At 49.6% G+C, this 26,864-nt stretch carries 31 protein-coding genes; 13 read left to right on the top strand and 18 right to left on the bottom strand.

From position 1 onward, the window contains the following. Window positions 1-77: 77 nt before the first annotated feature. From ACES2G_RS12655 to ACES2G_RS12640, 4 genes are all read right to left on the bottom strand, one after another. Entirely contained in the window at window positions 78-845 is a 768-nt protein-coding gene (locus ACES2G_RS12655; RefSeq protein ID WP_374000376.1) for a substrate-binding periplasmic protein, read from the bottom strand. Between the two features lie 75 nt (window positions 846-920). Beyond that, complete coding sequence (locus tag ACES2G_RS12650) at window positions 921-1,412, bottom strand: hypothetical protein (protein ID WP_347357883.1); 492 nt, start codon at window positions 1,410-1,412, stop codon at window positions 921-923. 78 nt (window positions 1,413-1,490) lie between these two features. Next, window positions 1,491-3,113, bottom strand: coding sequence for an FAD-dependent oxidoreductase (locus tag ACES2G_RS12645; protein ID WP_374000375.1), 1,623 nt, complete (start codon window positions 3,111-3,113; stop codon window positions 1,491-1,493). An 82-nt stretch (window positions 3,114-3,195) separates the two neighbouring features. Beyond that, window positions 3,196-3,675, bottom strand: a complete 480-nt coding sequence (locus ACES2G_RS12640) for a hypothetical protein (RefSeq protein WP_347357881.1) — start codon at window positions 3,673-3,675, stop codon at window positions 3,196-3,198. 207 nt (window positions 3,676-3,882) lie between these two features. Between ACES2G_RS12640 and ACES2G_RS12635 the strand changes: the two genes are divergently transcribed. Next, window positions 3,883-4,461, top strand: a complete 579-nt coding sequence (locus ACES2G_RS12635; RefSeq protein ID WP_347357880.1) for an HD family phosphohydrolase — start codon at window positions 3,883-3,885, stop codon at window positions 4,459-4,461. 6 nt (window positions 4,462-4,467) lie between these two features. Here the strand turns inward: ACES2G_RS12635 and ACES2G_RS12630 are convergent, their stop codons facing one another. The 3 genes from ACES2G_RS12630 to ACES2G_RS12620 all read right to left on the bottom strand — a co-directional run bounded on the left by ACES2G_RS12630 (window position 4,468) and on the right by ACES2G_RS12620 (window position 6,444). Beyond that, complete coding sequence (locus tag ACES2G_RS12630) at window positions 4,468-4,785, bottom strand: hypothetical protein (protein WP_347357879.1); 318 nt, start codon at window positions 4,783-4,785, stop codon at window positions 4,468-4,470. Window positions 4,786-4,936: 151 nt separating this feature from the next. Further along, window positions 4,937-5,695: a hypothetical protein gene (locus tag ACES2G_RS12625; protein ID WP_374000373.1), complete on the bottom strand. Its 759-nt coding sequence runs from the start codon at window positions 5,693-5,695 to the stop codon at window positions 4,937-4,939. Continuing rightward, window positions 5,692-6,444: a DUF4423 domain-containing protein gene (locus ACES2G_RS12620; protein WP_374000372.1), complete on the bottom strand. Its 753-nt coding sequence runs from the start codon at window positions 6,442-6,444 to the stop codon at window positions 5,692-5,694. Before ACES2G_RS12620 ends, ACES2G_RS12625 begins: the two co-directional genes overlap by 4 nt. Before the next feature lie 255 nt (window positions 6,445-6,699). Here ACES2G_RS12620 and ACES2G_RS12615 point away from each other — a divergent pair, with 255 nt between their 5' ends. Next, window positions 6,700-7,104, top strand: coding sequence for a hypothetical protein (locus ACES2G_RS12615; protein WP_374000371.1), 405 nt, complete (start codon window positions 6,700-6,702; stop codon window positions 7,102-7,104). 82 nt (window positions 7,105-7,186) lie between these two features. Here ACES2G_RS12615 and ACES2G_RS12610 read toward each other — a convergent pair whose 3' ends face one another. After that, complete coding sequence (locus ACES2G_RS12610) at window positions 7,187-7,831, bottom strand: OmpA family protein (protein ID WP_347357875.1); 645 nt, start codon at window positions 7,829-7,831, stop codon at window positions 7,187-7,189. Window positions 7,832-7,999: 168 nt separating this feature from the next. On the opposite strand from ACES2G_RS12610, the gene ACES2G_RS12605 reads away from it, so the two are divergent. Next, on the top strand, window positions 8,000-8,719 hold the full coding sequence (locus ACES2G_RS12605) for an SIMPL domain-containing protein (protein WP_374000370.1): 720 nt from the start codon (window positions 8,000-8,002) through the stop codon (window positions 8,717-8,719). Between the two features lie 21 nt (window positions 8,720-8,740). On the opposite strand, the gene ACES2G_RS12600 is transcribed toward ACES2G_RS12605, so the two are convergent. From ACES2G_RS12600 to ACES2G_RS12575, 6 genes are read right to left on the bottom strand one after another with little or no spacing between them, the layout of a single operon-like run. Then, complete coding sequence (locus ACES2G_RS12600) at window positions 8,741-9,472, bottom strand: hypothetical protein (protein ID WP_347357873.1); 732 nt, start codon at window positions 9,470-9,472, stop codon at window positions 8,741-8,743. Window positions 9,473-9,474: 2 nt separating this feature from the next. Beyond that, on the bottom strand, window positions 9,475-10,011 hold the full coding sequence (locus tag ACES2G_RS12595; protein WP_347357872.1) for a GyrI-like domain-containing protein: 537 nt from the start codon (window positions 10,009-10,011) through the stop codon (window positions 9,475-9,477). A 4-nt stretch (window positions 10,012-10,015) separates the two neighbouring features. Beyond that, the gene (locus ACES2G_RS12590) at window positions 10,016-10,564 is read right to left on the bottom strand and encodes a thioredoxin family protein (protein ID WP_374000369.1); all 549 of its coding nucleotides are present in this window, start codon (window positions 10,562-10,564) and stop codon (window positions 10,016-10,018) included. A gap of 8 nt (window positions 10,565-10,572) precedes the next feature. Beyond that, window positions 10,573-11,325, bottom strand: a complete 753-nt coding sequence (locus tag ACES2G_RS12585) for a biotin--[acetyl-CoA-carboxylase] ligase (RefSeq protein ID WP_374000368.1) — start codon at window positions 11,323-11,325, stop codon at window positions 10,573-10,575. Then, the gene (nadC, locus tag ACES2G_RS12580) at window positions 11,325-12,149 is read right to left on the bottom strand and encodes a carboxylating nicotinate-nucleotide diphosphorylase (RefSeq protein WP_374000367.1); all 825 of its coding nucleotides are present in this window, start codon (window positions 12,147-12,149) and stop codon (window positions 11,325-11,327) included. Before nadC ends, ACES2G_RS12585 begins: the two co-directional genes overlap by 1 nt. Before the next feature lie 51 nt (window positions 12,150-12,200). Beyond that, window positions 12,201-13,304, bottom strand: coding sequence for a PleD family two-component system response regulator (locus ACES2G_RS12575; RefSeq protein ID WP_374000366.1), 1,104 nt, complete (start codon window positions 13,302-13,304; stop codon window positions 12,201-12,203). A gap of 112 nt (window positions 13,305-13,416) precedes the next feature. Here ACES2G_RS12575 and lptG point away from each other — a divergent pair, with 112 nt between their 5' ends. The 4 genes from lptG to rpe are packed head-to-tail and all read left to right on the top strand — an operon-like array spanning window position 13,417 to window position 16,707. Further along, window positions 13,417-14,496, top strand: a complete 1,080-nt coding sequence (gene lptG / locus ACES2G_RS12570) for an LPS export ABC transporter permease LptG (protein WP_374000365.1) — start codon at window positions 13,417-13,419, stop codon at window positions 14,494-14,496. Between the two features lie 27 nt (window positions 14,497-14,523). Beyond that, a complete protein-coding gene (def, locus tag ACES2G_RS12565; protein ID WP_347359657.1) occupies window positions 14,524-15,129 on the top strand; it encodes a peptide deformylase in 606 nt (201 codons plus the stop codon). Beyond that, a complete protein-coding gene (gene fmt / locus ACES2G_RS12560; RefSeq protein ID WP_347359658.1) occupies window positions 15,126-16,073 on the top strand; it encodes a methionyl-tRNA formyltransferase in 948 nt (315 codons plus the stop codon). The genes def and fmt overlap by 4 nt, the downstream gene beginning before the upstream one ends. 1 nt (window position 16,074) lies before the next feature. Continuing rightward, window positions 16,075-16,707: a ribulose-phosphate 3-epimerase gene (rpe, locus tag ACES2G_RS12555; RefSeq protein ID WP_374001902.1), complete on the top strand. Its 633-nt coding sequence runs from the start codon at window positions 16,075-16,077 to the stop codon at window positions 16,705-16,707. A gap of 108 nt (window positions 16,708-16,815) precedes the next feature. On the opposite strand, the gene ACES2G_RS12550 is transcribed toward rpe, so the two are convergent. After that, a complete protein-coding gene (locus ACES2G_RS12550) occupies window positions 16,816-17,307 on the bottom strand; it encodes an NUDIX domain-containing protein (RefSeq protein WP_374000364.1) in 492 nt (163 codons plus the stop codon). Between the two features lie 142 nt (window positions 17,308-17,449). Between ACES2G_RS12550 and ACES2G_RS12545 the strand changes: the two genes are divergently transcribed. The 6 genes from ACES2G_RS12545 to ACES2G_RS12520 all read left to right on the top strand — a co-directional run bounded on the left by ACES2G_RS12545 (window position 17,450) and on the right by ACES2G_RS12520 (window position 24,199). Further along, on the top strand, window positions 17,450-17,977 hold the full coding sequence (locus ACES2G_RS12545; protein WP_374000363.1) for a hypothetical protein: 528 nt from the start codon (window positions 17,450-17,452) through the stop codon (window positions 17,975-17,977). 209 nt (window positions 17,978-18,186) lie between these two features. Continuing rightward, window positions 18,187-19,722, top strand: a complete 1,536-nt coding sequence (gene hutH / locus ACES2G_RS12540; protein ID WP_374000362.1) for a histidine ammonia-lyase — start codon at window positions 18,187-18,189, stop codon at window positions 19,720-19,722. Between the two features lie 59 nt (window positions 19,723-19,781). Then, a complete protein-coding gene (gene hutU / locus ACES2G_RS12535; RefSeq protein ID WP_374000360.1) occupies window positions 19,782-21,428 on the top strand; it encodes a urocanate hydratase in 1,647 nt (548 codons plus the stop codon). Between the two features lie 174 nt (window positions 21,429-21,602). After that, the gene (locus tag ACES2G_RS12530; protein ID WP_374000359.1) at window positions 21,603-22,580 is read left to right on the top strand and encodes an ABC transporter substrate-binding protein; all 978 of its coding nucleotides are present in this window, start codon (window positions 21,603-21,605) and stop codon (window positions 22,578-22,580) included. Then, window positions 22,581-23,402, top strand: coding sequence for an ABC transporter permease (locus ACES2G_RS12525; RefSeq protein WP_374000358.1), 822 nt, complete (start codon window positions 22,581-22,583; stop codon window positions 23,400-23,402). Continuing rightward, window positions 23,402-24,199: an ABC transporter ATP-binding protein gene (locus ACES2G_RS12520; RefSeq protein ID WP_374000357.1), complete on the top strand. Its 798-nt coding sequence runs from the start codon at window positions 23,402-23,404 to the stop codon at window positions 24,197-24,199. The genes ACES2G_RS12525 and ACES2G_RS12520 overlap by 1 nt, the downstream gene beginning before the upstream one ends. A gap of 76 nt (window positions 24,200-24,275) precedes the next feature. Here the strand turns inward: ACES2G_RS12520 and ACES2G_RS12515 are convergent, their stop codons facing one another. From ACES2G_RS12515 to ACES2G_RS12505, 3 genes are all read right to left on the bottom strand, one after another. After that, entirely contained in the window at window positions 24,276-24,710 is a 435-nt protein-coding gene (locus ACES2G_RS12515) for a hypothetical protein (RefSeq protein WP_347359713.1), read from the bottom strand. A gap of 93 nt (window positions 24,711-24,803) precedes the next feature. Further along, the gene (locus ACES2G_RS12510; protein WP_347359714.1) at window positions 24,804-25,502 is read right to left on the bottom strand and encodes a hypothetical protein; all 699 of its coding nucleotides are present in this window, start codon (window positions 25,500-25,502) and stop codon (window positions 24,804-24,806) included. Between the two features lie 9 nt (window positions 25,503-25,511). Then, window positions 25,512-26,816: a hypothetical protein gene (locus ACES2G_RS12505; protein ID WP_347359715.1), complete on the bottom strand. Its 1,305-nt coding sequence runs from the start codon at window positions 26,814-26,816 to the stop codon at window positions 25,512-25,514. Window positions 26,817-26,864: the final 48 nt, after the last annotated feature.

The following is a 26,864-nucleotide window of genomic DNA, read 5'->3' as shown; positions in this document are numbered from 1 at the left end:
ACTCTGCTCTTCGGGGCAGAGTCGTGAATTCTGACATGCAAAGAAATTCAACATGGCATTTGTTTCAGAATAAGACGTCAGGGATTGAGTGCGGTTCCTTCAAACAGGTGCACCTTGTATTTTTCGGCAATGCCGTCCATGAATCGATTCTTACGCATTTCCAGCAGGTGCCCTTCCAGACGGGAGAACTGCGTTTGGTCGAAGCGTTTTTTTGAAAAAGCCATATAGTAGCTGACCGCTTCTCCAAGGTCCGGAACTTCCAGCAGTTGACTGCGCGTGCGTTGAATCCAAGTCACGGCCACATCCCGGTTCAGATAGGCCAGGGGATAGGCTTTGTTTTGCAGCTTTCGCAATGACACAAAGACGGTGGTCTCAGGTTGGATGGCGAATCCTTTGTCCGAGAACTCATGGATCTTCTGCAGACTGACCTCTGTCATGGAGGGACTAAAAACTCCCACCTTCATGCCTTTCAGATCTGGGTAGCCTTTGATTTTTTTGACGTAGTTTTCGGGGCCGAAGAAGGAATACCTGGTCGAAAAAACAGGTGTCATAAAGAAGACAGTTTCACGCTGGGGTGAGGCTGAAATCGGGCAACCTATGTCGGCCTTGCCGTCCCGAAGCATGGACAAAAACTTTCGTAAAGGAGCGACCTTGAATTTGCAATGAACCTGCTCCATCTGGCACAGCCGCTGAATGATTTCGTAGCAGGCCCCCTGAACTCCCGAGGTACCGGATTTGAAGTAGAAGGGTTCATAGTCCTGACCGACAACAGTCATAGAGGGAGCTGCGAAAGACCCGGAACCCAAAAGCACGGCCGCAAATAGAAAAGTGACTGCTTTGCTCATACCTTAAGGGTAACCCCAGCCGGGGTATTCCCAACCATGACACAGGAGTCTGGTGTGCAAAAACAGAATCAGAAACTAGAAATGAATCGGAAATAGTTTCGGACCAAAATAGAGCCAGCCATAAAATGCAATCGAGTTGAACAAGATGGCCAGAAGAAGCCTGTTACGGCTGACACGGCCTAGAGGGCGCTCTTGTCTAAGAACGCGATATCCTAAAGCCATGGAATAGAAATTACAGAGCAGGGGCACAAAAACGCATCCCAAGATGGCATTCCACAAAGCTTTCTTGGCCAAGGCCTCTGTATCGACGTCCTGCTGGACTGTGACGATTTGGATACGAGGTTGTTCGCGGCTTTCCAAAAGCTGAGAAGCTTCCATGTATTCATGTTCAGGGATTTCCAGTGTCAGCTTACCCAGAAGTTGTCCAAAGTGAGGTGCGACACCACGAGTTTGTTCATCTTTCACGCGAGGATGCAGGCCTTGAGCCATCAGAAAGGAGCGAATCACTTGCGCTTCCGAGAAGTCCGCGCAATCCATCAAAAAGACATAATTTTTTTGATTACTCATGAAATCAGCTTACGCGCTTTGTATTGAACTGTACACAAGGATCTGATTGCGGAACTGCGATCAGATCCTTGCGGCAAATTAGTTGTTAAGAATGGCGTGAACGGCTTCCAGCGCACAGTGGTGGGCCGTTTCAAAGCATGGATTCGCCCAGTTGTCCTGATTGGCGAAGTGAATCAGGTTATTGATAGACGTGGACGCTTTCTGAGGAATTCCTTTTTGGATCAAGCCCGCTTGCGCCAGTGGCAAAGAATGCCCCCAGCGAGTCAAACGAATGCCATGCACATCATCCAAAGTCAGGTTCATTGTTTTCAAAACAGGTTCTACATCGGTCAAATAGCGTGTTTTGTATTTGTCATGAGACGCCGGATTGAACAGGAACTGACGAGCCCCATCGTACGGAATACCATGATACAAAGTCAGAACGCTGTGATCGACCTTTTCCTGCTGGGCCCAAGTGCCATTGCAGATGTCTGTGAAGCTGCGGTCCCCACGTCTCATCGGTGTTGGAGACGGTGGAACTTGTCCTCGCAGGCAGTACAGTTCGTAGCTGGGGCTTTGGAATGGTTTTTTCGTGATGATATTTCCAACCAGGTACGCACGGTACATTAGCTGGCCGATGGCATCGAACTGCTCTTTTGGCATTTCCGGGATAATACGTCTTGCGACGAATTTCTGGCAGGCCATCACAACCTTTTTAGCGCGGATCTTTTTCAGATTTCCCATCGCATCTTCGTAAAGCACAACCGCAGAATCACCTTCTGTTGTTACCCGCAAAACAATCGCACCAGCACGCAAAGACTTCGTGCCTGCAGATTTACGGATGGCTTGGGCCATCTTGTGAACCACATAGGCATTGCCGCCCGGGTAAGCCATCAGGTTTCCGGTTTCAGCACAGATAAAGCCCAGGTACTGATAGGCCGACAGTTCGTCCGTGGAACCGCAGAAAGAACTCCAGCCATACAGTTGGAAGTATTCCAGCAGGTGAGGGTGAACATCGCCGAATTCTTTCTTCAGCCATTGTTCAAAGGTCAGGTGATCCACCGTGCGAGCCAGCTCACCGTTGTAGTCAAAGTCAGCCTCTGCGCCGATTTCAGCCAGGCGAGTGAAGACTTTTTTAAACTGTTCGGTTGCGGCTTTGTCGGTAGCCCCTTTCCAGAACGGAGAAGTGAATTTATTATCGTAAAGAACCGTGGTGTGGTCTGAGGACTCGCGACGAGCATCATTCCAAACTCCAAGTTCTGTCAGCAAGTGGCCCAGGGGAGCCTGCTGATCAGGCTCAACGAAGTAAGCCGCTCCTGTGGAGTACATCGCATTCTTGTAAGCCTCGCCCTTGGAGTTGCCACCCAGGCGGAAATCCATTTCAAGGACCGCGATTTTTTTGTCGCGAAGATAATAAGCCGTGGAAAGACCGGCAACTCCGCCGCCCACGACAACGACATCCAGATCTTCAGAGATGCTGGAGGGCTCGCCGCCTTTTTTGGCGATATAGCCATCGATATTCCAGAAGGCATCGTGCGGGCGATTGATGTCGTCCCCGTTGAAGTCGATGCTGTTGTTTTCCGAGTCTTTAAGGCGCGCAATCGGCCAGTCATCGGGCATATTGGCGTTCATCCACTCCGAACCCTTGGCAAGGCCGGAAGCGGGAAGAGAAGAGATCGCTGCTAGAGAAATACCTGTTTTAAGGAAGTCACGTCTTTGCATGGCGTTTTAATAAAATCGGCCTCGGAAAGACACAAGAGGAGTTCATAGAACTCCTCTTGTTGAAAAGGAAATGAGAGTAACCTTAGTCTGCCGTTACGTGTTCACACGTGGGAACTGTGTAAGATTTTCTAAACAACAGTTCGTAGCGTTCAACGTTGCTGTTGGAAATGCGGCGGTACACCGGAATATTGACAGTCAGAGGGTAAGAACCCGTCACAATTTCAGTTTTGCAGATACGACGCTCTCCGCGCCAGTCGCAGTTTTCCACCTCGTGGCGATAGTCGATGGGTGTGGAGAGATAGTCCCGGTCAATCACGATGATTTCTTCGCGGTCGCCGCGAGTTCTGCTGACAGTGGTGTCCACGGGCTTCAGTGTGCGCAAGCGGTCGCCGTCTTGGCAAACGAAGGTATAGTCAATAGAGCGGCCCATATAGACCGTAGGGGCTTTTACGATGGCATATTTGTCGCGCATGATCTCTTCCCAGGAAGAGGATGCGGTCACGCCCGCCAGGGCCGGGGCTGCGGTAAGAAGGCCAATAACAAGAGATAGGATCTGTTTCATTTCAAGTACTCCTTAATGGGTTTTGTATGTTTTCTTCTTTGCGCAAAGAGATGGCGCCACTTTGTGGGAGGGGCTGGATTTGCTCAAGTTAAGGGCTTGTAAGAGGGGGTGTTCGACCCTTTTATTGTTCCGGCAAATTCTACATCTAACGCTTTTGGTCACGAAAAAAGTCATGCAACTGCTGGGGCCATAAGGTAAGCACCATCCATGAATTTTGAAATGCCCACGCTGCCAGAAAAGTTGAATCGTGAAGAGATTATCGAGAAATCCTGGGTTGTGACCCTGTCTGGAAACCGCTTCAGCATCCTGAAGCCAGAACCAGATGCCGTCATGATCGAAGATATTGCCTGTGCCTTGGCTCGTCAGGCCCGCTTCAACGGTCACACCAGATTCTTCTATAGCGTGGGTCAGCACTCCTGTGTCGGTGCGGAAGTTTCTCCGACAAAAGAGATCGCTCTGCACATGCTTTTCCATGATGCGACCGAAGCTTACATCGGCGACCTGGTTTCCCCGGTAAAAGCGTTGCTTCCTGATTTTGAGATCATCGAATCCCGCATTCACTGGGCGATTTCCAAACGCTTTAATCTGGAATACCCACTGCCAAAGGTGGTGAAGCAGATCGACCGTCGTTTATTGGCAACGGAAGTTCGCGATCTGATCACCAAAGATCTGAAATCCTGGAACATCTCTGAAGACGAGCCATTTGATTTCCCGATCATCCCTTGGCCGCCGGAAGTGACGGAAGCACGCTTCCTGGATCTGGCAAAAAGCCTGCTAAAGAAATAAGTCTGTCTATAAGCTGGCTTCGCGGTCCGCACTTCTTCGGGTTTGCTGATGGTAAACCTCGAAGGTTGTTTCCTGCGGAGGCGTCGTGAAGCCGCCCTTGATACCCTTGGTAAGACGAGGCATCAGAATATCATCACGGAAGCGCTCCCAAGTTTTTTGAGAGTCATGAATAGCGATGATGCTCCATCCACCTTCGGATGCGCCAGCCGCATGATAAACTTGTCCCGCTGGTAAAGTGTTTCGGTCGGGATGTACTGCCGCCAGAGTTGCATCGTATTGCTGTTTTGTGCCGTTCGGAAAGAAATGTACTATGCCATAGGCCATTTTGGATCTCCTCTAAAGAATTTTAGAGCAGTGTAGGGCAGATCAAAATCAATAGAGAAATACTGAAAATTGAACTGGTAATATACAGCGAAACCGAAAGGTGTCATGGGTGTTCATGTGGGTAAAGACACAATCAAGCCTGTGTCTTCATCTATTTTTTGCAGGACGCGGTCTCGTTTGCGCCTAGGTCGCGTAAGATCTCAGCGGTCTTAAGACGATCTTCCATTTCTGCGGATCGCAAGACATCCACGGATTTTACCAGGCGCTGATAGGCAGTGACGTTGTCCCAGCAGGCGTCAATATTCCAGTTGGATTTCACGGCCTTGTCGATGAAGTCGTGACAGCCCCTTAATGCGGCAAGATGAATGAAGTGGCTGAGATCGGTCCTTTTTCTTAGTAACAGACCAAAGTTCTCGATCCGGTGTTTCTGGCACATACTGATTAGATCTTTGATTTGATCAGCTTCTGAGTCGTAGGTATTGAGCAGCCCCAGTAAAGAGGATGACAAAGAGTAGTTCTGATCCAGATGGCCCGCGATAGGTAGCATCTCGTGGATGATCAGCAGGACCTTCTGCTCTTGACTCAGGGCAACCCAACTGGATTCAGACAGGATAATCAGATTCCGCTGTGGTTGATTGATGGCACTGACTTCGTGCTCGTTCAGAAAAACCTGAGCCTGAGAGAGCACCGTGACCTGATATCTTTTGGCGCGGATCTTGTTGACGACGAGAGACTCGTATTCAGGAAGAATCTTGCTTTCAAGGGCCACGATCGTGCTGTCAAGAAGGCTGAAGAATTCTGCAGCGTAGGCGTTGCCGCCATTGGTTTCAATCCCTCCGGGCCGTAAAGGCTGGGCTGAAACCATCGAAGAAAAGACCAAGGTCATCAAAATAGAGAAAAAGATTTTCATAGGATCACCGGATAAACAGCCATGCTGACATTGTAAATATGCTCGTGACAGGATTTTTTCTCTGAGATCACGTTGATGCGATTGCGAGCCTTCTGAAGGATGGCTTTGATCTTCAAAAGATCCTTGGAGTTGATAGGGATCGTTAGCGTGCAGTTGTCGCGAAGTTCGAAGGGCACTTCGTCGATGGCCTTTTTGGCATCGTCCAGAAACTCTTGTTGAATGGCCCTGCGCTTTTCCGTGGTAAAGGGAATGGGTAGGGTGCTGATGTTTTTTGCGATGACTTCAACGCTGGCGCCCTTGATGGCAATAGCACCGATTCTTTCAAGGCTGCTCATTCGGGCCAGAAGGTCTTCTTCCGTGATATGAAGGGAGTGTGCCAACAGACCCCAGTTGCGTTTACTTTTGAATTTTCTCAGTCGCAGGCTGGCAAGAAGGTGGATATTGGTTTTTTCAAAGATGTTCTCGAAAACTTCTGTACCCATGTTCTGCATCGGAATTCTTTTGGAAGTTCTTTGCATTCGTTTGGCTGCTAGCGTTTCCAGGATTTGAGTTTGAGTCTCGGAGTTGAGATCCAGGGCGCTCATGACCGACAGGGCTGTGGCGTGTTTGACAATTCTTTGGCCTTTCATCACCCGTGTCAGGGTGCCAGCATCCTGATTCAGACTTTGGGCAAAGGCCCTTAGGCTGTACCGAGGGTTTTTGTTTTGTCTTCTTTTAAGCTCAAGTTGTAAAAGAGTCGATAGTTCCATGGGGTGCATCTTCTATTGAGCTTAAAAAGAATGTCAAATTAAGTAGTTTTCAGGGTTTACTACATGTTTTTAATAGTGTTGCTCTTGAATTCACAGCAACAGTCATTGCAGATCATCTTGATTTAGTGTTGCTCGAAAAACAGTGTGCTGCCTGCATAAGCGCAAAGTGGTTCTTCTTTTGTGGAAAAGATAATTTTCGAAAAATAGGCTACCGACCAAAGGCAATTTCGCCTGACAAAAATAAAGGGAGATAAAATGAAAGTGTTAATTTCGTCTTTGGTAGCGGGTCTGATGATGTTGGGATCTTTGGCGCAGGCACAAGAAGGAACGGCGGTCCTTCGGGATGATGGGGTCATCGTGCTTCAACCGCTGACGGGGTATTGTCCGCCCCAGCCTACGGCTGAGGACATGACGGCGATGGGAGCCTGTGATCCGGGAACGAATTCAGAATGCCCAGCTAATTACGAAGAGCAGGCGAAATATTGCTGGGGTGGTTGGGGACGTGGATTCTATCGTTGTGGCAATGTGTGCAGGCCGTATCGAGATCATGAAGGCCGAGGCGGTGATCGTGGTGGCAAACGAGGCGGTGGGCACGGCGGCCATCATGGTGGGCACCACGGCGGCCATCACGGTGGTGACAATGACGATCGTGGAAAATAGTTAGCAGAAGTGGTGTTTTGCAGACAAAGGCGGACGCCAGATTCATCGACCCGATAGATGTCGGGTCGATGAGTCTTAATGACTAGGACTTAGGAACTTTGGATTCGTCGACTGTGATTTCGATTTCAACACGACGATTTTTAGAGCGAGCTTCTTTAGTTTTTGCCGGGTCTACTGGATTTACAGCACCCATACCAACAGAAGTCACTGTCGGAGCTGGCACACCCGCTGCGATCAATTGAGCGCTGACGGATTTAGCACGCATTTCAGAAAGTGGGTTGTTTACCATCGCATTGCCAGTGTCATCAGTGTAACCTTTTACAGTCAGCACATTCTCTGGATATTTCTTCATGATGCTTGCCAGCTGATTGATGTTTTCTTTTGCAGCTGGTTTCAAATCGGCTTTGCCAGTATCGAACAAGATGTCGCTTTTCAGTTTAGTGATCAGACCTTGTTCTGTTCTTTTTGTTTCAGCGATTTTTGCCAGTTCTTTTTGTTGTTTGTCCAAACGGTTACCAACAACACCACCGACACCCGCGCCCAAAGCCGCACCGATCAAGGCACCTTCGTTGCGTTTACCAGTTTGGTGACCAATCACCGCACCAGCAACAGCACCAATCGCGGCACCGATACCAGCACCTTTAGCTGTGTTAGGGTTTTCTTTAGTTGTAGCGCAACCAGAAAGCATCATTGCTACTGCAGCACCGATCAGAATCATCTTTTTCATGGGGGAACTCCTTAATTATGAGGCCTTATTATCTGGATAATTTCTGTCAGAGTGCAATACAAGAATCACTGCGTCTGGTTGGGATACCGCACTAAGATTCTTGCCCTTTGCCTTCTACAAAGTCTGATTTATGCTCTTAGGGATAGCACCCATGGAAAGGGGTATTGAATGAAGAAGGTTTTAGGAGCCAGCCTTTTGGCAGTGGCATTAATGGCCGGAGCAAATGCACAGGCTGAAGATCGTTTTATCGTAGCCAGTGGCGCGGCCGAAAAGGGCTTGGACCCGAACTTGGTTCATATGAACGTCGAGGTTTGGAGCAAGGCGAATACGGCAAAGCAGGCTCAGCAGTTGGCGGCCAACCAGTTTAAGCAGGTTAAAAAGGCGTTGGATGATTTCAAAGTTAAGAAGGAAGACATTCAGACAGACAATTATTCTTTGAATCCGGAGTACGAATACGATCAAAAGCTTCGTCAGAATAAGTTGGTCGGTTTCCGCGTGGTGCAAAGCCTGTCAGTAACCTTGCGCAAGGTCGAGGATGCCGGGAACTTCCTGGATGCCTTGGTGGCTGAGAAAAAGGCCACGGATTCTGGTGTGAACGTGAACTCTTTGGCTTGGGATTCTGACAAGCGTCCTCAGGCTGAAACAGCCGCTTTGGGTGATGCGGTTCGTATGACACGCACCAAGGCCGATGAAATTGCCAAGGCCGCTGGGGTGAAAATCAAGGGTGTTTCCAAGATCAGTCATGGGACTTCGGGACCGAACCCGCCACAGCCGGTATTTAGAAATTTTGGTCTGAAAGCTATGGCTGCGGAAGCAGCTCCGACCGAACTTTCTTCCGGTCAGATCAAAGTTCGTGTGGAAGTCACAGCTGAATACGAGATCAACTAGTTTGAAAATCGAGTGCGTGGGTTAGTAAGAAAAGAACTGCACGCACTCGTTGCTGTAACTGTGTCCTTCAATAGACACGCCTTTGACGAAGGCTTTCTTTGCAGCATCTTTGGAAAGATCCGCCCAAGCCACTGGAGGCTGTGTTGCTTGCGAGCTGTGAGGATAATAGAAATGTGTCACCGCAGAAACGCCATGTTTTTGGGGACCTGCCTTCAGGAAGGGATTCTTCTTGGGGGTTTGCAGGACCTTGTCGGCCGCGTCTGTGGAATACGCCCAGAACTTTTTCCATTCGGGATGTTCGGTCGGGCACAGGAACAATTTGGAATAAGAAGACTTTTTGGACACCGCCGGGTTGAATTGGGCTTTTTTGAAGATCACACCGTGAATGCCTGATCCAAACATCTTGGCATACGCAGGGTTGGCCTTTGCGAGGGCCACACGGTTTTCCACGCCCCACGCCAGGCTTTCAAAAAGGGAAGAACCATATTTGCCACATTTTTCAAGATTGGTGGAAATACCTTCGGCGAAAACCAGGCGCGCCAAAATCTCAAAGTCAGTCAGCTCATTCTTTTTGATCAGGTCTTCATTGCTTTCATTCCCGGTGCGCTTCAAACAAGCCGGTTCCGAAATGATTTTCGCAAGCGAGATCTTGTCCTTCTTCAAAGCATCGTTGCCGCACGTGGTGGGGCAGGGCTGGGCAGACGCGGATGTTCCTGCCCAAAGAATCAAAGAAAGCAAAAGTCCCTTGTTCATGGCTATTGAACCGGGAACAGGTAAGTGGTGGTCATGGCATTTTTTTCTGTGATGGAATGAATCTCGTAGATTTCAATCACAGCATCCGTCTGCTTCAGGTTGGCCTTCAGCATATAATCATTCACTTTCGGATACACTTTCAAAGGCCCGATTCCTGGAGATCCTGTGAAAATAGCCATCACATATTTGCGTTGTGGGATTTCACCCAGTTGCAGGCCTTCTGTCAGTTGAGGTGGTTCGCCTTCCAAGATGCAGCCCACTTTGGAGCGCAGACGAGCTTCTTCCACGTCACGGGGATTGTCCAGATACTCACCGAAAGTGCGACCGCAAGTGATGCCTTGGGACTGCATGTATTTTTCAATACGTTCCAGTTGCTTGTTTACTTTGTGGTACGGACCCACATGTTCAACATAGACAATCTTGAACGGTCCTTGAGTCACTTCAGAGATTTCAACGCCACGGAAAGCGCCCAGATAGTTCGCCAGGAACAAACCGAAGGAAATCATCGCTACTGCAATAAATACCAATACATATTTCATCGTCTTAAACCCACTTGATAGAGCAGCCCATGGAGGCTGTTTGATCTTCAGAAACTTTTTCGTCTTTTAGTAATACTTGGACTGCATCATAAAGTTCACGTTTGGTGACTTTGCCGGCATCTTTCCAGGAGTCGTCCAAGCGGCCGCGATACGCCAGTTTATGATTCTTATCGTACACAAAGTAGTCTGGAGTGCAGACTGCGCCGAATTTCTTGGCGACGTCCTGAGTTTTGTCGTGCAGATACACGAAAGGATAACCTTTTTCTTCAGCACGTTTTTTCAGGTTGGCAAAAGAATCTTCCGGGTGGCTGATTTCGTCATTCGCACAGATGGCAATAACAGAAACGCCCTGCTTTTTTAGGTCTGTGCCCAGTTGGATCAGGCGGTCTTCAATCGCCTGCACATACGGACAGTGATTGCAGATAAACATCACCACCAGCGGAGAATCTTTGGCAAAGTCTGCCAGAGAATAGGTCTTCCCATCCACCGCTGGAAGCGTGAAGTCCGGACAGTTGTTGCCTAAATCTGGAAATGGAGTGAACGTCAAAGCCATATCAGCACCTACAATGTGGACCAGTTGATTTCTTTGTCACCAATAAGCAAACTGCCATCGGCTTTCATTCCAGTGTATTTTTCTTTTAGCAATGGATGTTGGTTCAGGGCTGTCAGCAACGACAATTGATCTGTCGGGCTCAGCTCTTCGTCAGAATGTGAAACAGCATCCGTCAGTTCAAACAACAAACGATCCAAGAAGCCCATATAGTCCTGCCCCAACAGAGGTGCGCCCATTGGCAGGGATTCAATAATACTTGTGGATGTTTCCACCTCTTCAGGAGAAGCCGTGACATTCAGACCCAGCCCGATGACCAAACGAACTTCGTCGCCTTGAGCGACGTTTTCTAAAAGAATGCCCGCCACTTTCTTGTCACCAATGTAGATGTCATTCGGAGCTTTCAAGTTCCACGGCAGGAAGGGCCAGGTGGTCGAGCACGCACGATAAACCGCAAGCCCAATCAGGCAGGAAGTTGTCGGCTGAGGTTTCGTACCGAGAAGGTAAGTCCATGAGCTGAGCAAAGCACTGCCCGGACGTGAATCTGTCCAAGTGTTTTTGCCACGACCGCGACCTGCTGTTTGGTGGTCGGTCACATAAAGGCACAAAGATTCTTCCATCAGGTTTTCTGCGAAGGCTTCTTCTTTTGCTAAGGCATTCGTGCTGGGCATTTCCTTTTGATAGGAAACGTACAGATGGTTGCTTTCAGCCCACTGTGAAGTCACATAACCAATGCGGATGTCAGAAACAGGAGTATCAGCCATTAGTCCTCCCACTGGAAGACAAGGCTGACATCAGCACACGGTGCAGAGTGAGTCAGTGCGCCCACAGAAATGTAGTTCACACCCAAGGCCGCCACAGAAGCCACGCGATCCAAGTTCATATTACCGCTGGCTTCGGTTTCGATTTCAGCCGGAATAACTTCCAGGGCCTTTTTCAAAGTTTCGTTGTCCATGTTGTCCAAAAGAATTCGTTGCACCTTCATGGATACGGCTTCTTTAACGCCTTCAAGGTTAGAGGCTTCAACTTCCACCGTCAGGTTGCTGTGTTCGCGCACGCGGTTGACGGCATTGGTGATGCCACCCATGACAGAAATATGGTTGTCCTTGATCAGGATCGCGGTGCTTAGGTTCATACGATGATTCACACCACCGCCATGGACAACGGCGCGTTTTTCCAGGTCACGGAATGCAGGAGTGGTTTTGCGGGTATCCAGGATCTTGGTTTTGGTGCCTTCGATCTTCTTTACAAAACGACGAGTGTGAGTCGCGATCCCGGAAAGGTGTCCCAGGAAGTTCAGCGCCACGCGCTCGGCCTTCAGGACTTGCACCAGATCGCCTTCGATTGTGCAGATGATTTGATTTTTCAAAATCTCGTCGCCTTCTTCAAAGTGCCATTTGATACGGCAGGTAGGCTCCAAAGATTGCATGGATTGTTCAAACGCCATGGCACCAGAAAGAACGATATCTTCCTTGGCTTTCAAGCGAGCTCGTCCCATACGTGGTTTTAAAGCAAGGGATTCAGTGGTGACATCGCCATTAGGCATGTCTTCTTTGATAGCTGCGCGGATGAGCTCCAGCAATGTCATAAGCGTGACCTCACAAGTGGCGGTCAACTGTATGAACTGGTGCTGACCGCTTTAGATAGACTTTTCAGTTTCGCGGAGGATCTTTTTGATTTCTTCGCGCACGATGCGCTCAGCGATCTCAGGAAGGACTTTCCAGCAAATGGATTCGATCACTTCGCGAGCTTCCTCACGGATAATCTTTTCCATCATATTAGGGTCTAAGTCCACCTTGGATTGTGTATTGGGCTTAGCATTAGAAGCAGGCTGTGGAGTCGCACCAGGAGATGTGACTTTTGTTGCACCCTTTTTGAGGGTTTCCATCATTTGATCTTTGACGGATTTTTCCACATTGGAGATGAAGGACTCTGCTGTAGGGGCTTTGGTTTTTGTCACTTCTGGAGAAGGCTTCACAAAGCTGATTTCTTCAAAGTCGCCGTCCATTTCAATGTGTGCGCCCGAAAGTTCGTCATCCTGAGGAATCACGAATTTAGAGGCAAAGTCAGCACTTTCAACTTCCGGGATTTGAATTTTGAACTTGGTCAGATCCTGATGGGCCCAGCCGCCTTCGTCGTGTTCATCTTCGCCTTTAGGGGATGTCAAGGGCACCGCAGAGAACTCTTCACCGGAAACCTCCAGAATATTGGCCTCATCAGCCTCAATTTCAGGAATATTCAAGAAGCTTTCGGACTTTTCTTCAGGCAGGGTGTAGGCTGCTTGCTCTTGTGCAGGTGTCTCTGCTTCGGCAGAAGTTTCTTCAAACTCCGGCATTTCCGGGAACGTCAGGAAACTGCTGACCGGGTTGGACTTGGTTTTTTGAACCAGGTCAGAAACAATCGAACGCAAATGATCCGCATCAAACGGTTTTTCCAAACGACGGTCCGCCCGGCATTCCACCGCTTTGGCTTCGTCGATTTCCATAAAACCACTCCACATCAAAACGACGGGAATGTGAGTTGTTTCGGAATCATTTTTAAGGTCAGCGCAAACTTCATAACCGGATCTTTTGGTTAAAAGAACATCGGCAAAGACAATGTCAGGCTTGAAGGTCTTGGTCACTTGCAATACGTCAAGACCCACAGGGACCGATTTAACTTCAACCCCGAAGTCAGACAATGCCAGTTGCATTACTTTTTTGATTGTGGAACTCTCATCTGCAAGCAAGACGCGTAAAGCCATAATCAAAGTTAAATTGGATTTCCGCCACCAGTCAAGGGTTATCGGCTACTCCGGCGAAGTCGGAGTGTAGACAAACGCGTAAGCTGAAGCAGACAGGTTTAAAGGATCAGACGTGAACAGAATCGATAGATACACAGCAGGGCTTTTTTTAGGTTACTTCGTCGGTGGCCTCTTGGTGTTTCTGACGCTTTTTACGGCTGTGGATGCGATGGGCACGATGGTGAACTACAAGGATGTCGCCCCCTCTGCGCTGGTTAATTATTACATGTATTCCTTTCCCGGAATTGTACACCAGCTGCTTCCGGTTGCCTGTTTGTTGGGCGTTATTCTGACATTGAGCAGCTTGAATAAGGCTAATGAACTCGTTGCGTTATTTGCCAGCGGGATGAGCTTGATCCGTATTACTATGCCGATGCTGGCGTTGGTGGTGGTGATTTCGGCGTTGGGGTATGCGGTGTCGGATCGGGTGCTTCCGCGCGCGACCAAGCAAAAGAACTACATTTTGTACTACGACCTGAAAAAAGAGCCACATCGTTTTTCCACGATCAAGACGGATCGTATCTGGTACCGCTCCAAGAACTCTATCTTCAATATCAAAACTTTGAATGCCAAGGGGGATGGGGCGCAAGGGTTGACCATGTACTTCTTTAGCGATGAGTGGGATTTGGTGCAGATGATCACGGCGGCCGAGGTAAAAATCCAAGGGGCGCAGTGGTTGTTGGAGCAGGGGACAGTCACCATCTTTAGCAAGGACTCAAGCTTCCCACTGACCAGCCCGTTTAAAACTAAAAATATCGTGATGGCGGAAGACTCCAAAGACCTGCAAAGCGCCGGTCAGACGGCCGATATGATGTCCCAGAAGGAACTTGAACGTTTTATTGATAGAAACCGGGATGCCGGGTTGGATACGGTGGCCTATGAGGTCGATTACCACTCTAAAATCAGCTTTGCTTTTGCGGGGTTGGTCATGTGCCTTTTGGGGCTGCCTTTCAGTGTGGGCCGGGCTCGTTCGGGTGGAACTATGTTGAACGTCGGGATCTGTCTGGCCCTGGTCTTTGCCTATTACGTGTTTTATTCGTCCGGGATCACCCTGGGGCAGCACGGGACACTGCCGCCGGTTGCAGCGGCTTGGGCTCCCAACATAGTTATGTTGGCCGTGGCCTTCCTTCTTCTCAAAAAGCTGAAACGCTGATATAATGGGGGCCTCCCGGAGGTTCCTATGATCATGAAAATCCTCACATTCCCTGACCCAAAGTTGCGTGAAGTTTCGCAGCCGGTGGACACCTTTGGCCCAGAAATCGCCAAATTGGCAGAGGATATGATTGAAACCATGTATCACGCTAATGGTATCGGCCTGGCAGCCCCGCAAGTGGGTGAGCTGGTTCGCATGGTGGTGATCGATACGCGCCCTAAAGATGAAAAGGGTCGTCGCTATAAATATGAAGAAATGACAGAACTAGAAGCTGCCGTGAAGCAGCCGCTGGTTTTGATCAATCCTGAGATCGTTAAAGGCGAAGGTAAAACCACGTTTGACGAAGGCTGTCTGTCCATCCCTGGTTACTACGAAACGGTTCAGCGTTTTGACTACATCGAAATGAAAGCTTTCGATGTGACGGGGAAAGAATTTATCGTCAAGACAGACGGTTTGCTTGCGATCTGCATGCAGCACGAAATGGATCACCTGGAGGGAACTCTGTTCATCGACCATTTGAGTTTCGTCAAAGGCAACAAAATCAAAAATCAAATCAAGAAGTACGGCTACCCGGTTAAAAAAGACAAAGAGGGTGAAGCCACAACTGCTGACGAAGAAAAGTGTGAAGTGTGAGCAAGGTCCGTGTCTGTTTTCTAGGGACGCCTGAATTTGCGGTGACTTCGTTGAAAGCTCTTCTGTCGGATGAGCACTTTGAGGTCGTCGGTGTTGTGACCCAGCCGGATCGTCCCGCCGGTCGTAAGTTGCAACTGACCCCGAGCCCGGTGAAAGCCCTGGCGCAAGCCCACGGATTGAAAGTTCTGGCGCCGGAGTCTTTGAAAGCCAATCCATTGATGCTTCAAGAAATCAAAACCTGGGGTGCGGAAGTCGCCGTTGTCGTGGCTTTCGGTCAGATCCTGACGCAAGAGTTTTTGGACTCTTTCCGTTTTGGTTGCGTGAATGTGCACGGATCTGTTTTGCCACGTTGGCGTGGGGCTGCTCCGATTCAGCGGGCGATTGAAGCCGGTGATGTCGAATCCGGTGTGACTTTGCAGAAGATGGTGCGCAAGCTCGATGCGGGCGACATCATTGGTATTCGCCGTGTGAAAATCACTCCTGAAATGAATGCGCTGGAGCTGCATGATGAGCTGGCTCGCCTGGGCGCTGAACTTTTGCAAGTGGAACTGATGGATTATGTGCGCGGAAATCTGGCGCCGACTCCGCAGGATGAATCACAAGTCACTTTGGCGAAGAAAATTGAAAAGCAGGAGTCCCAGATTGACTGGGCAACCTCTGCCAAGGCAATCGATGGTAAGGTGCGTGGCTTTGTCTATGGGCCGGGCACTTATACTTTATTGCAAGGAAAGAAGTTGAAGCTTCATAAAGTGACGCCGGTTTCTGGCATCACAACAGTGGCGCCGGGAACGGTTACGTCTGTGCATGAAGATCACTTCTCTATAGCGACGGGTGATGGAATTTTGAAAATCTATGAACTTCAGCCCGAGTCCCGCAACCGTATGCAGGTGCAGGACTTCCTTAAAGGGAATCCTCTAAAAGTAGGAGACAAACTCGGTGTCTAAACTGGTTGCGCCCTCTATTTTGTCAGCGGACTTTGCCAATCTTGAAAAAGAGATCAAAGCCATTACAGAAGCCGGGGCGGACTGGGTGCATGTCGATGTGATGGACGGACGTTTTGTTCCGAATATCACCATCGGTATTCCGGTTGTGAAGTCTTTGAAGAAGGTTTCTTCTTTGCCCTTGGATGTGCATCTGATGATCGAAGAGCCTGAGCGCTATGTGGAAGACTTCATCAAAGCGGGCAGTGATTACCTGACCATTCATGTGGAATCCACCAAAGACGCCGCAGGCACTTTGCGCAAGATCCGCGAGTTGGGTGCCAAAGCGGGCATCACCTTAAGACCGCGCACTCCCGTGGAGCAGGTTTTACCACTGCTTCCATTGTGTGATTTGGTTTTAGTTATGACGGTTGAGCCGGGCTTTGGAGGTCAGTCCTTCATGCACGATCAAGTGGCCAAGATCACGCGCTTGCGTGAAGAAATTTCGTCCAAGAAGTTGAATTGTCTGATCGAAGTCGACGGCGGCATCAACGCCGAAACCGCCAAGATCTGCCGTGAAGCCGACGTCTTCGTCGCCGGCAGCTACGTCTTCGGCAAAGACTACCGTTCCGCCATCACTACTCTTAAAAACGCTTAAAAGGTGCCTGGTTGTTTTTTCTGGCTACAACGCATCAGTCGTCGTGCTGGGCATTTAGTTTGTTTTGGGGTGCGCGTTTGTCTGGCTTTGGAAACAACCAGGCACCTTTTAAAGATTCAGCAGGGCGATGGGGTTTTGTTTTCCGTTTTCTAGGTATAGGATTTCGCCGGGGTGATCTTGCAGGCTTTGCAAGCGTCTAGCGATATTGGGAGCCAGCATAGGCAGGGCCTCGTCGAAATCCATGAAGCGATAGCTTTTAACTTCATAGAATTTGGCCTCGATGGATTGGGCTTGTTCTTCAGTTAAGTCTTCGGTTGAAAAGAGCAGTTGAAGATACTCTCCTTTGACGTCGGTGTTGGCGACATAGTCCACGGCGATCAGATCTTTTGGCACGATCTTGAGACTGAGCTCGTCTTGCACTTCACGAATCAGAGCTTCTAGTGGGGACTCCTCATATTCAACTGTGCCCCCAGGCAGAATCCAGCTGGAACTATATCCAGGCTGTATGATCAACAGCATTTTTTTATAGAAGATCAGAGCAGCAACGCCAATACGCTTGCGAGGCAGGGATTCATAATATTCTTTGTCGTCCTTATACATAAGAACTCCTGTGTGAAAGTCCTGCCAGCTTAAGGGCCAGAGGGGGCTGGTTCGGTCTTTGCGTCGTTGACCCTTGAGCGGACTCCTCTCAGAATTTTAGGGGAGTCCAAAATATTTTTGGGTTACAAAAGGAGAAGACTTTATGAAAAAGCTCTTAGTAGTGTTGGTTGCAGTTCTTGGATTTGGGAGCGTTTCCAAAGCAGACATTTTGATTGAGCCATACCTTGGTTATGAGATGGGTAAAACCACAGATCCAGATGGGAAACTGACAGGTTCTCAATTGGGCTTGCGTCTGGCCTATAAAACTCCGGTGATGTTGTGGGTAGGCGCGGACTACACAGCGGGAGTTAGTGGAGAAGTAGATCCTGATAGTGGCAGCAAGGAAACGGCGAAAAGATCGACGCTTTCAGGTGTTGTGGGAATTGATTTCCCAATCCTGTTGCGCGCATGGGTGGGCGTTGGTTTGACCAACGAGCTGAAGGTGGATAATGCAGGCACATTCAAAGGAAAAAATGTTAAGCTTGGTGTCGGCTTCACAGGCCTGCCGTTCGTGTCCTTGAATCTTGAGTACGTCAAAGATACTTGGGACAAGATGGACAGCAATAGCTTGCTTACGGACGCTCAAAACGAAAGCTACGTATTCTCCGTATCTTTGCCTCTAGAATTCTAATTCTCAAATAAATCTAGAAACATCAAAAAGCCATTCTGCTAACCCCAGAATGGCTTTTTCCGTTAAAAGGTGCCTGGTTGTTTTTTCTGGCAATAGCGCGTTATTAGGGCGTTTGATGCGCCATAGCCAGAAAAAACAACCAGGCACCTTTCTTTGATTGGGGTGGGGGTTTTGGGCTAGGATGCGGGCTTCTTTAAGAGAGGCCTACTATGCAGATTACTGGTGAGAATATCACACTTGAAAACCTATATCAGATTGCCCACAACCCTTCGATCAAGGCAGAGCTTTCCGCTTCCGGCAAAGCCAACATGCAAAAGTCTCGTGACTACATTGAAGGTCGCATTGCTAGTGGTGAGGTGATGTATGGAGTGAACACAGGTTTTGGTGCGTTTTCTTCTGTGCGTATCTCCGATGCAGAAATTGAACAGCTGCAAAGAAATCTGATCCGCTCTCACTGCATGGGCGTCGGGGCTCCTTTCACGAAAACCGAAACACGCGCCATGATGGTTCTTCGTGCCAATGCTTTGGCGAAAGGCCACAGCGGTATCCGTCCTCTGGTGGTAGAAAAAATTCTTGAGTTCCTGAATAACGACATCATCCCGGTGGTACCTTCTCAAGGTTCCGTGGGCGCCAGCGGTGACTTGGCTCCGCTTTCTCACCTGGCGTTGACCATCATCGGTGAGGGCGAAGCGTGGGGCGCTGACGGCAAACCCGTTCACGTCACCGAATTGTTAAAAGCCAAAGGCATCACTCCACTGGAGCTGAAAGCCAAAGAAGGTCTTTCCATGATCAACGGCTGTCAGGTGATGACATCCATCGGTCTTTTGTCCTTGTGGGAAAACCGTCGCCTGTTGTGGTTGGCGGATCTTGCCGGCGCGATGTCCTTGGAGGGCTTGCGTGGCTCCAGAAAACCATTTGATCCATTGATTCAAGCCAGCCGTCCTCATGCCGGTGAAGGCAAGACCGGTCGCAATTTGATTAAACTTATGGGCGAAACCAGCCCGATCGCAGAAAGCCATGCGGTCAATGATCCGCGCGTTCAGGATGCGTATTCTTTGCGCTGTATGCCTGCTGTTCACGGCGCAGCCAAAGATGCTTTAAGATACGCGGTGAAGGTTCTGGAAACAGAAGCGAACTCTTCCACGGACAATCCGCTGGTGTTTGCGGATGCGAACAAAGTTCTTTCCTGCGGTAACTTCCACGGGATGCCCGTGGCGCACGCGATGGATTTTGCGGGGATTGCGTTGTCTTCCCAGGCGAGCATCAGTGAGTGCCGTATTTCAAAAATGATCTCCACTCAAATGAGTGAACTTCCGCCGTTCCTGACTCCGAATGGAGGATTGAACTCCGGTCACATGATTGTGCAAGTGGCAGCTGCTTCCTTGGTGAGCGAAAACAAGGTCTTGGCGCACCCAGCGAGTGTGGACTCCATCCCGACATCGGCGGAGAAAGAAGACCACGTGTCCATGGGCACGATCGCAGCCAGAAAGTTTGCGCAGATTCTGCGTAACGCAGAAAACGTGATCGCGATGGAGTTGCTGTCAGCGACGCAGGCTCTGGATTTGCTGGCTCCATTAAAGCCTGCAGCGGCGGTGAAGGCTGTGCATGAGCACATCCGCAAAACAGTTCCGTTTGCAAAAGAAGACCGCATTTTCTCTAAAGACGTCGAGGCGATCAAAGCCATGATGGTGTCTGGAGAATTGATGAAAGTCGTCGAACAAACAGTCGGCGAACTGGAATGGTAGTTTTTTAAAATCTAGCGCACTGCTTCTGTAAAAGTAAGCAGGTACCTTTTGGAGGATTTATGTCTCGTGTTGTGAAAGCCCCTACAGGGAACAAGATGGTTTGTAAGGGATGGTTGCAGGAAGCGGCTTACCGTATGATTCAAAACAATCTGGATCCGGTGATTGCAGAGCACCCGGAAAATCTGGTTGTTTATGGTGGTATTGGTAAAGCGGCCCGTAACTGGGAATCTTTCGACAAGATTTTGGAAGCTCTGAAAGAGCTGGAAAATGATGAAACACTTTTGGTTCAATCCGGTAAGCCGATCGGTATTTTGAAAACTCACGAAGACGCGCCTCGCGTTCTTTTGGCGAACTCCAACTTGGTGCCTAAGTGGGCAACGTGGGAGCATTTCAACGAACTCGATAAAAAAGGTCTGATGATGTACGGTCAGATGACAGCGGGTTCTTGGATTTACATCGGAACTCAAGGGATCATCCAAGGTACTTATGAATCTTTCGTGGAAGCCGGTCGTCAGTACTTCAATGGCAACCTGACAGGCCGAGTGATTTTGACAGCGGGCTTGGGTGGCATGGGTGGAGCGCAACCTCTGGCAGGTGTTTTTGCTGGAGCGTGCGTTCTGGCGGTAGAGATCGATCCAACCCGTATTCAAAAACGTCTTGAAACCAAATACATCGACGAAGTGGCCACAGATCTTGACGACGCTTTGGCGCGCATCAAGAAATACACGGCCGCAGGCGAAGCAAAATCCATCGCTTTGCAAGGCAACATGGCGACAGTCATTCATCAGTTGATCGAGAAGAACTTCACTCCGGATCTATTGACGGATCAAACATCCGCGCACGATCCCTTGGTGGGCTACATCCCAGAAGGTTACACTGTTGAAACAGCGAAGACTTTCCGTGAGAAAGATCAAAAGGCTTACTTGAAAGCCGCTTACGATTCCATGGCAAAGCACGTTCGTGGCATGTTGATCATGAAAGATCGCGGGGCAGTGACATTTGACTATGGTAACAACCTGCGCGCGCGCGCTCAGGAAGCCGGTGTTGAAAATGCCTTCGACTATCCAGGGTTTGTTCCGGCGTTCATCCGTCCGTTGTTCTGCAAAGGCTCAGGTCCTTTCCGTTGGGTGGCGTTGTCGGGGGATCCAAATGACATCAAAGTGACCGACGATGCTCTTCGCGAATTGTTCCCGCACAAGAAAGATCTTCTGCGTTGGTTGGATATGGCTGAAGAGCGCATTGCCTTCCAAGGTCTGCCAGCGCGCATTTGCTGGTTGGAATACGGCGAGCGTGCTAAAGCGGGCTTGCTATTCAACAAGCTTGTCGCTGAAGGCAAAGTGAAAGCGCCGATCGTGATTGGTCGAGACCATTTGGACTGCGGCTCTGTGGCCTCACCAAATCGTGAAACCGAAGCGATGAAGGACGGCTCTGACGCTGTCAGCGACTGGGCATTGCTCAATGCTCTGGTGAACACCGCATGCGGAGCGACTTGGGTCAGCTTGCACCACGGTGGTGGCGTGGGTATGGGTTACAGCCAGCACGCGGGTCAGGTGATCGTGGCGGATGGAACTGAAAAAGCCGCCCGCCGTCTGGAGCGTGTTTTGACAGCCGATCCGGCAATGGGTGTCTTCAGACACTTGGATGCGGGCTACGAGCTGGCAGAACAAGTGGCCAAAGAGCGCGGTGTTCGCAGTCTTTGGATCTGATTTTTTAAGTGATTTTAAAAGGCCTCTCGGTGTTATGTCGGGAGGCCTTTTTTTTGCCCATTTTTCAACGGAGCCTGTGTAACAACACAAAGACCTGTCTTCGTCTTGCCATCATCTGCCAATAGTTTGACGATATTTTCATAGAGATTTCTTTTCGCTCGAGGAGGACCTTTTATGAAAGCAGCCAAGCTCACGGGACTGATTCTTCTTGCCTCATTCTTCCATCTTCATGCTCAAGCCCAAGCACCGGATGTTGTGCGGGTTGGGAATCTCAAGTTTGCTCACTATGGAGCCATCAGCTACATGAGTGAGTTCTGCGGAAAGTACAATCTGAAAGTCACGGAGCGGGTTTTCCCCAAGGGCATCGACATCATGCCCGCCATCATCGCCGGAGAGATTGACGTGGCTGCCAGTGCCGCTGATGCCGCCATTGCAGGGCGGGCCGGCGGCGTTCCTATTTATGCGGTGGCAGGTTTTGCCGAAGGCGGCGCACGCATCGTGATTCGTCCGGATATGCCCATGAAGTCCGTCAAAGATTTTAAAGGGAAAAAAGTCGGTGTGGCTCGAGGTGGTGCGCAGGAGTTGTTGTTGTTGGCGGAGCTTGCCAAACACAACCTGACTTGGTCGGATCAGAAGGGGAAAGATGTGCAAATAGTCTATATGGCGTTTGCAGATTTGAACCAGGCGTTACAGGCAAAAAGTATTGATGCTATGGCGCAAAGTGAGCCGCAGGCCTCTCAGGCCATCAACAAGGGCTTTGGGGTTGAACTGTTAAAGCCCTACGACACCCCGATGGGTGAACCTATTCGTACTTTGGTGATGACAGAAAAAATGTACAACACCAAGCGCCCTGTGGCCGAGCGTTTTATGAAGTGCTTTGTGGAAGTCACCAAGCTATTCATTGAAAAGCCAGAGGTTGCAGAAAAGTACGTGATCTCCAAGATGTTTAAAAATCAGATCACTTCGCAGGATTTTAAAGATGCCATCGGCAATTCGCCTTACACCTATGATTTGACGGCAGAGCATATTCAAATCACCACGGACTTCATGCAAAAGTATGGTGTGGGTCGCATGCAAAAACCTCCGAAGGCCACGGATTGGGTGAAGCTGGATCTTTTGGCCGAGGCCAAGACTGCTTTGGGAGTCAAATAGATGGCGGCCAAGAAGAGCCTGCTTTCCCAGCTTAAAGGTCTTTGGGTGCCGGCCATTGTCGTGATCGTTTGGGAGGCCGTGGTGCGTGCAGGCTGGGTGAATCCGCAGGTTCTGCCAGCACCGTCGGCTGTACTTATTAAGTGGTACCAGTACCTGATGCCGCTGGAGGCCTATGATCCTTCTCAAGGCTCGAAGTTTGCGTGGTACTTTTCCGGAGAGCTTGTGCGAGATCTTTGGGAGAGCTTTTATCGGGTGCTTCTGGGGTTTGTGATCGGGGCGGGGTTGGCTCTGCCATTGGGACTTCTGATGGGAGCCAGTCAAAAAATCTATGACTATATGAATCCTCTGGTTCAGGTTCTGCGTCCGATCCCGCCGATTGCCTATATTCCCTTGGCGATTTTATGGTTTGGATTGGGTAATCCCCCTGCCGTTTTTCTGATTGCGCTGGGAGCGTTCTTCCCGGTGTTAATGAATACGATTGTCGGGGTTCGCGCAGTGGACAGCATTTATATTCGAGCGGGCAAAAACCTGGGCGCAGGGTCTTTTTTGATGTTCCGAAAGATCATCGTGCCAGCCGCGATGCCTTACATCCTAAGCGGAGTGCGTATTGGTATTGGTACGGGTTTCATCTGTATGATCGTGGCGGAAATGATCGCGGTGAACAATGGCCTGGGCTATCGCATTTTAGAGGCACGGGAATACTTTTGGTCGGACAAGATCATCGCCGGAATGTTTTCTATCGGACTTTTGGGGCTTGCCATTGATACGGTGGTCAGTCGTTTGAACAACTATCTGCTGCGGTGGCATCGAGGTTTGGAGTAATGGCAGATCAGGAACAGATTCAGATCAAACATGTTTCCAAGGTTTTTAAGGGGTCCGAGCAGGATGTGGTGGCCCTTAAGGACATTGATTTCAATATTCCAGCGGGACAGTTTGTCTGCTTGCTGGGGCCGTCGGGCTGTGGCAAAAGCACGCTGCTGAATGCGATTGCCGGATTTTCTCTGCCGTCTGAAGGCAGCGTGATGGTCGGGGGGCAGGAGATTTTGGAGCCGGGACCCGATCGGGGAATGGTCTTTCAGGAATACGCATTGTTCCCGTGGATGACGGTGGAAGAAAACATCGTCTTTGGTCTTAAAATAAAAAAAGCAGACCCAGAACAGATTGAAGCAAAATTGCAGAAACTTTTAAAAACCTTGAAGCTGACTGATTTTCGTCGTCGCTTTCCCAAGGATCTGTCGGGCGGGATGCGACAGCGTGTAGCGATCGCCCGAGTGCTGGCATTGGATCCTCCGATCATGTTGATGGACGAGCCTTTTGGTGCCTTGGACGCCTTGACCCGCCGAAGTCTTCAGGATGAGCTTTTAAAAATTTGGAGTGATTTGAAAAAGACAGTGGTCTTTGTCACTCACAGCATTGAGGAAGCAATCTATTTGGCAGACCGGATTGTGGTGATGAGCTATCGACCCGGAACGGTGAAGAAAGACGTGAAGGTCGAAGTTCCGCGTCCCCGCAATCCCGCAGATCCGGATTTCAACAACTTGAAAAGGGAACTGTCACAGCTGGTAATGGAAGAACAAAATCGTTTTGAAAAAGCAGTCATGGGAAGCACCGGGGATTAGTCGTCGGCTACTGCCGGCAGAGATCGGCTGCTGCCGGCAGAGCTGCAGAGCCGGAGGCTCGTAAGCTCAAGCAGCATTAATCGTCAGACGAAAGCGTATTGGTCGTGACCCGGCTGCGGCTGGCTTTTTTGATTTTGCGAGAGAAGTGAAAAAAGATCATTCCTAAAAATGAAAAGACCAACCCCAGTGCAAAGGTGGTTGAAGTTGCAACCAGAGCCAACTGCAGAAAGTCCTTTACGGAAGGGGCTTCGCTGTAAGAGAGCTTCAAGCAATTGCGGATCAGCAAAGGCAAGATGTACCCTAAAGTCAGCAGCAATGAATTTTCAATGACGTGGATAAAACGACGAGCCAGCAAACCATTCATGATAAATAGCAGACACAGAAAATTGACGGAATCGCCGATCACTTCCCAATCGACGGCTTGATAAATAAGGACCAACGACCCTGAAAAGAAGAGGGTGTAATAGACCCACAAGCTTCGGCTGTGTAAGAAGGAACCACTTTTTGTCATGAAAAAAGCCCTCTGGGTTTAATCTTAACAGAGGGCTTGTGGATTGAAATATTGTGACGGATTCTTAATAAGGTCCTGGACCTTTGAAGGGTCTTACTGGCACAGACATTCTTTGAATCGGCAGGACAGAATCTTGCCGTGGTTGTTGTATTGGAATTCAAAGACTTTGTTGTCGTGCTTTTCCAAAGAGACCGAAGTTTTGTCGCGCAACAAAAGTTCGGACTTCACTTCATGGCGAGTGACTTTACCCAGAGCCAACAACGATTCCAGAGTCTCGTCACCCTTCAAAGCCAGACGCTCGGGATATCCTTCGGCGTCCAGTTTGAAGAAACGCATTTCAACGCGGTTCTTGGCATTGGTGTTGTCGGCCGTGATCAAATGCACGCGACGGAAAGAACCGTCGGGCAGGGTCAGATGATAGTTTTCCAAAGAGATTTCTTCTTTGGCAACGCCCACGCTTTTTTGCAGGTATTCCATCAAAGCTTCCGGTGTCGCCACTGCTTGTGCGGCAACTTCCGGAGCACAGCTTTGTAAGGACGTCAGAAAGTTGTCCTTGCCAGAGTCAGCAGAAACGGCCGTGTCACCCTTTTCCCCCAGGAAGCTTTCGTCAGCCCCCGTGGTTTTCGACGGTTCCGGAGTTGGATCTGCGGCCGATTGACCCTGCATCACTTGCAAGGCTTCCTGCTGCTTTTGATGGAAAAGGATGTGCAGGAAATAATAGTCCGTTGCAATCCCTAACAGGAAAAGTGCCAATGCCCACAGAAGCCAAGTGCTCAGTTTAGTCGATCTCATAGTTCCTTACTATTCCTGATTTAAGTCTGGAGCCCAATGGTCCCATGACTGACAGCTTCTTGCACGCTGCGAAGGTCCACGAACTTCACCCCAACGGTATTCTCCACCTTCGTGAGGATTGTTGGAAATCAGACCCAGGAACAGACGACGTTTGAATTCCGCCAGATCCATAGTGCGGCCTGGAAGGTAAGCTGTCGAACAAACAGAGGCGGCGGTGATGGATTGAGTTCCCATCTTAGAGGCTTCCTGTGCCACAGACAAATTGATGGCTGGGAAGATTTTATCCAATTGGGCTTTTGTTCCCGCACTCAATTGATTGCCACCATTGATTTGCAGGATTTCGCGATAAGCGCGACGCAAGGACATGAAGTCGTCAAAAATACGACGGTCACGATTCGGTGTGGAGTAAGTGTCGTAAGTTGCATAGTCCATGCACTTGGAATTGCGCTTCAGGTAATCAATGCCTTCGTTGATAGAAGTCACACGACCTGTGAAGCCTTCGCAGGTGGTCTTCATCAAACGAGCAATCAATTGATCGTCAGTTTCTTGGCGCAAAGCCAGACGGTTTTGCACGTAACGAACCCATTTGTTCAATGGAATTTTGAACTGCTCATCGCTGTAGCCCGGAGTTTGCCATACAGGTTTATTCAACGCAGATGCCGGTCTCCAGTCGCGGAAGCCTGCACCACTGGAAGCTGTGTAGTCACCTTCAAAAACCCAGTCTGGATTCGGCCAGGACTGGCGTTCTTGCAGACCATAACCGGAGTTCGCGCCCACGACAGAATTGTAAACCAGATAAGGCACACCAATTGGCAGGATCTCTTTGATAGTCCAAGAGTGGTGATTCTTCTTTGTAGTCGCCATCAATCCGCCGGAACGGATGGTGTTACGGCTGATTGCCACAGGATAAGTGTCATTCGGTAAAGAACGAGTGCTCATCGTATTATAGATGAACAGAAGGAAGTTACGAACGCGGTTGATTTCGCTCTGACCGTCCCAACGGCTCATTTTGTTAGAGATCGTTTTACCAGATGCTGTTGGATCTTGTGATACGAACGGCAGGCGGTTTTCGTAAGCAAACACGATACGCATGGAATAAACAGTGTCAGCACAGTCCACGCGAAGGCCATAGTACGGATTGCTTTGGCCGTTTTTCAAAGACTTGCGAGAGAAGAAGTCTGTACGCCATTCCGTGCGAACCCATTCCGCAAAGCGGTCTTCGTAGGCCGGGGACCATTCATTGACTTCGGTCCAAACCGCAGCCTGAGCTGACATTCCGAAGAACATCATTACAGCAAAAGCGAAATTACGCATATAGCCTCCTTGAAGTGTTACACCGGGGCAGGGGTATATTGCTGAGAG

Source organism: Bdellovibrio bacteriovorus, from assembly GCF_041888015.1.
In the GTDB taxonomy this organism is placed as follows: Bacteria; Bdellovibrionota; Bdellovibrionia; order Bdellovibrionales; family Bdellovibrionaceae; genus Bdellovibrio.
Note: the sequence above shows the minus strand (reverse complement) of the source record. Positions and strands in the feature narration are given on the sequence as shown.

Coding starts and splice junctions, on each gene's coding strand:
- ACES2G_RS12635 (WP_347357880.1), top strand. CDS start 3,883: ATGAATTTTGAAATGCCCACGCTGCCAGAAAAGTTGAATCGTGAAGAG.
- ACES2G_RS12615 (WP_374000371.1), top strand. CDS start 6,700: ATGAAAGTGTTAATTTCGTCTTTGGTAGCGGGTCTGATGATGTTGGGA.
- ACES2G_RS12605 (WP_374000370.1), top strand. CDS start 8,000: ATGAAGAAGGTTTTAGGAGCCAGCCTTTTGGCAGTGGCATTAATGGCC.
- ACES2G_RS12600 (WP_347357873.1), bottom strand. CDS start 9,472: ATGAACAAGGGACTTTTGCTTTCTTTGATTCTTTGGGCAGGAACATCC.
- ACES2G_RS12515 (WP_347359713.1), bottom strand. CDS start 24,710: ATGACAAAAAGTGGTTCCTTCTTACACAGCCGAAGCTTGTGGGTCTAT.
- def (WP_347359657.1), top strand. CDS start 14,524: ATGATCATGAAAATCCTCACATTCCCTGACCCAAAGTTGCGTGAAGTT.
- ACES2G_RS12545 (WP_374000363.1), top strand. CDS start 17,450: ATGAAAAAGCTCTTAGTAGTGTTGGTTGCAGTTCTTGGATTTGGGAGC.
- ACES2G_RS12655 (WP_374000376.1), bottom strand. CDS start 845: ATGAGCAAAGCAGTCACTTTTCTATTTGCGGCCGTGCTTTTGGGTTCC.
- ACES2G_RS12610 (WP_347357875.1), bottom strand. CDS start 7,831: ATGAAAAAGATGATTCTGATCGGTGCTGCAGTAGCAATGATGCTTTCT.
- ACES2G_RS12505 (WP_347359715.1), bottom strand. CDS start 26,816: ATGCGTAATTTCGCTTTTGCTGTAATGATGTTCTTCGGAATGTCAGCT.
- nadC (WP_374000367.1), bottom strand. CDS start 12,149: ATGACATTGCTGGAGCTCATCCGCGCAGCTATCAAAGAAGACATGCCT.
- ACES2G_RS12620 (WP_374000372.1), bottom strand. CDS start 6,444: ATGGAACTATCGACTCTTTTACAACTTGAGCTTAAAAGAAGACAAAAC.
- ACES2G_RS12645 (WP_374000375.1), bottom strand. CDS start 3,113: ATGCAAAGACGTGACTTCCTTAAAACAGGTATTTCTCTAGCAGCGATC.
- ACES2G_RS12520 (WP_374000357.1), top strand. CDS start 23,402: ATGGCAGATCAGGAACAGATTCAGATCAAACATGTTTCCAAGGTTTTT.
- ACES2G_RS12650 (WP_347357883.1), bottom strand. CDS start 1,412: ATGAGTAATCAAAAAAATTATGTCTTTTTGATGGATTGCGCGGACTTC.
- ACES2G_RS12625 (WP_374000373.1), bottom strand. CDS start 5,695: ATGAAAATCTTTTTCTCTATTTTGATGACCTTGGTCTTTTCTTCGATG.
- hutH (WP_374000362.1), top strand. CDS start 18,187: ATGCAGATTACTGGTGAGAATATCACACTTGAAAACCTATATCAGATT.
- ACES2G_RS12530 (WP_374000359.1), top strand. CDS start 21,603: ATGAAAGCAGCCAAGCTCACGGGACTGATTCTTCTTGCCTCATTCTTC.
- ACES2G_RS12510 (WP_347359714.1), bottom strand. CDS start 25,502: ATGAGATCGACTAAACTGAGCACTTGGCTTCTGTGGGCATTGGCACTT.
- ACES2G_RS12640 (WP_347357881.1), bottom strand. CDS start 3,675: ATGAAACAGATCCTATCTCTTGTTATTGGCCTTCTTACCGCAGCCCCG.
- ACES2G_RS12590 (WP_374000369.1), bottom strand. CDS start 10,564: ATGGCTTTGACGTTCACTCCATTTCCAGATTTAGGCAACAACTGTCCG.
- ACES2G_RS12630 (WP_347357879.1), bottom strand. CDS start 4,785: ATGGCCTATGGCATAGTACATTTCTTTCCGAACGGCACAAAACAGCAA.
- hutU (WP_374000360.1), top strand. CDS start 19,782: ATGTCTCGTGTTGTGAAAGCCCCTACAGGGAACAAGATGGTTTGTAAG.
- ACES2G_RS12595 (WP_347357872.1), bottom strand. CDS start 10,011: ATGAAATATGTATTGGTATTTATTGCAGTAGCGATGATTTCCTTCGGT.
- ACES2G_RS12525 (WP_374000358.1), top strand. CDS start 22,581: ATGGCGGCCAAGAAGAGCCTGCTTTCCCAGCTTAAAGGTCTTTGGGTG.
- ACES2G_RS12585 (WP_374000368.1), bottom strand. CDS start 11,325: ATGGCTGATACTCCTGTTTCTGACATCCGCATTGGTTATGTGACTTCA.
- ACES2G_RS12550 (WP_374000364.1), bottom strand. CDS start 17,307: ATGTATAAGGACGACAAAGAATATTATGAATCCCTGCCTCGCAAGCGT.
- ACES2G_RS12575 (WP_374000366.1), bottom strand. CDS start 13,304: ATGGCTTTACGCGTCTTGCTTGCAGATGAGAGTTCCACAATCAAAAAA.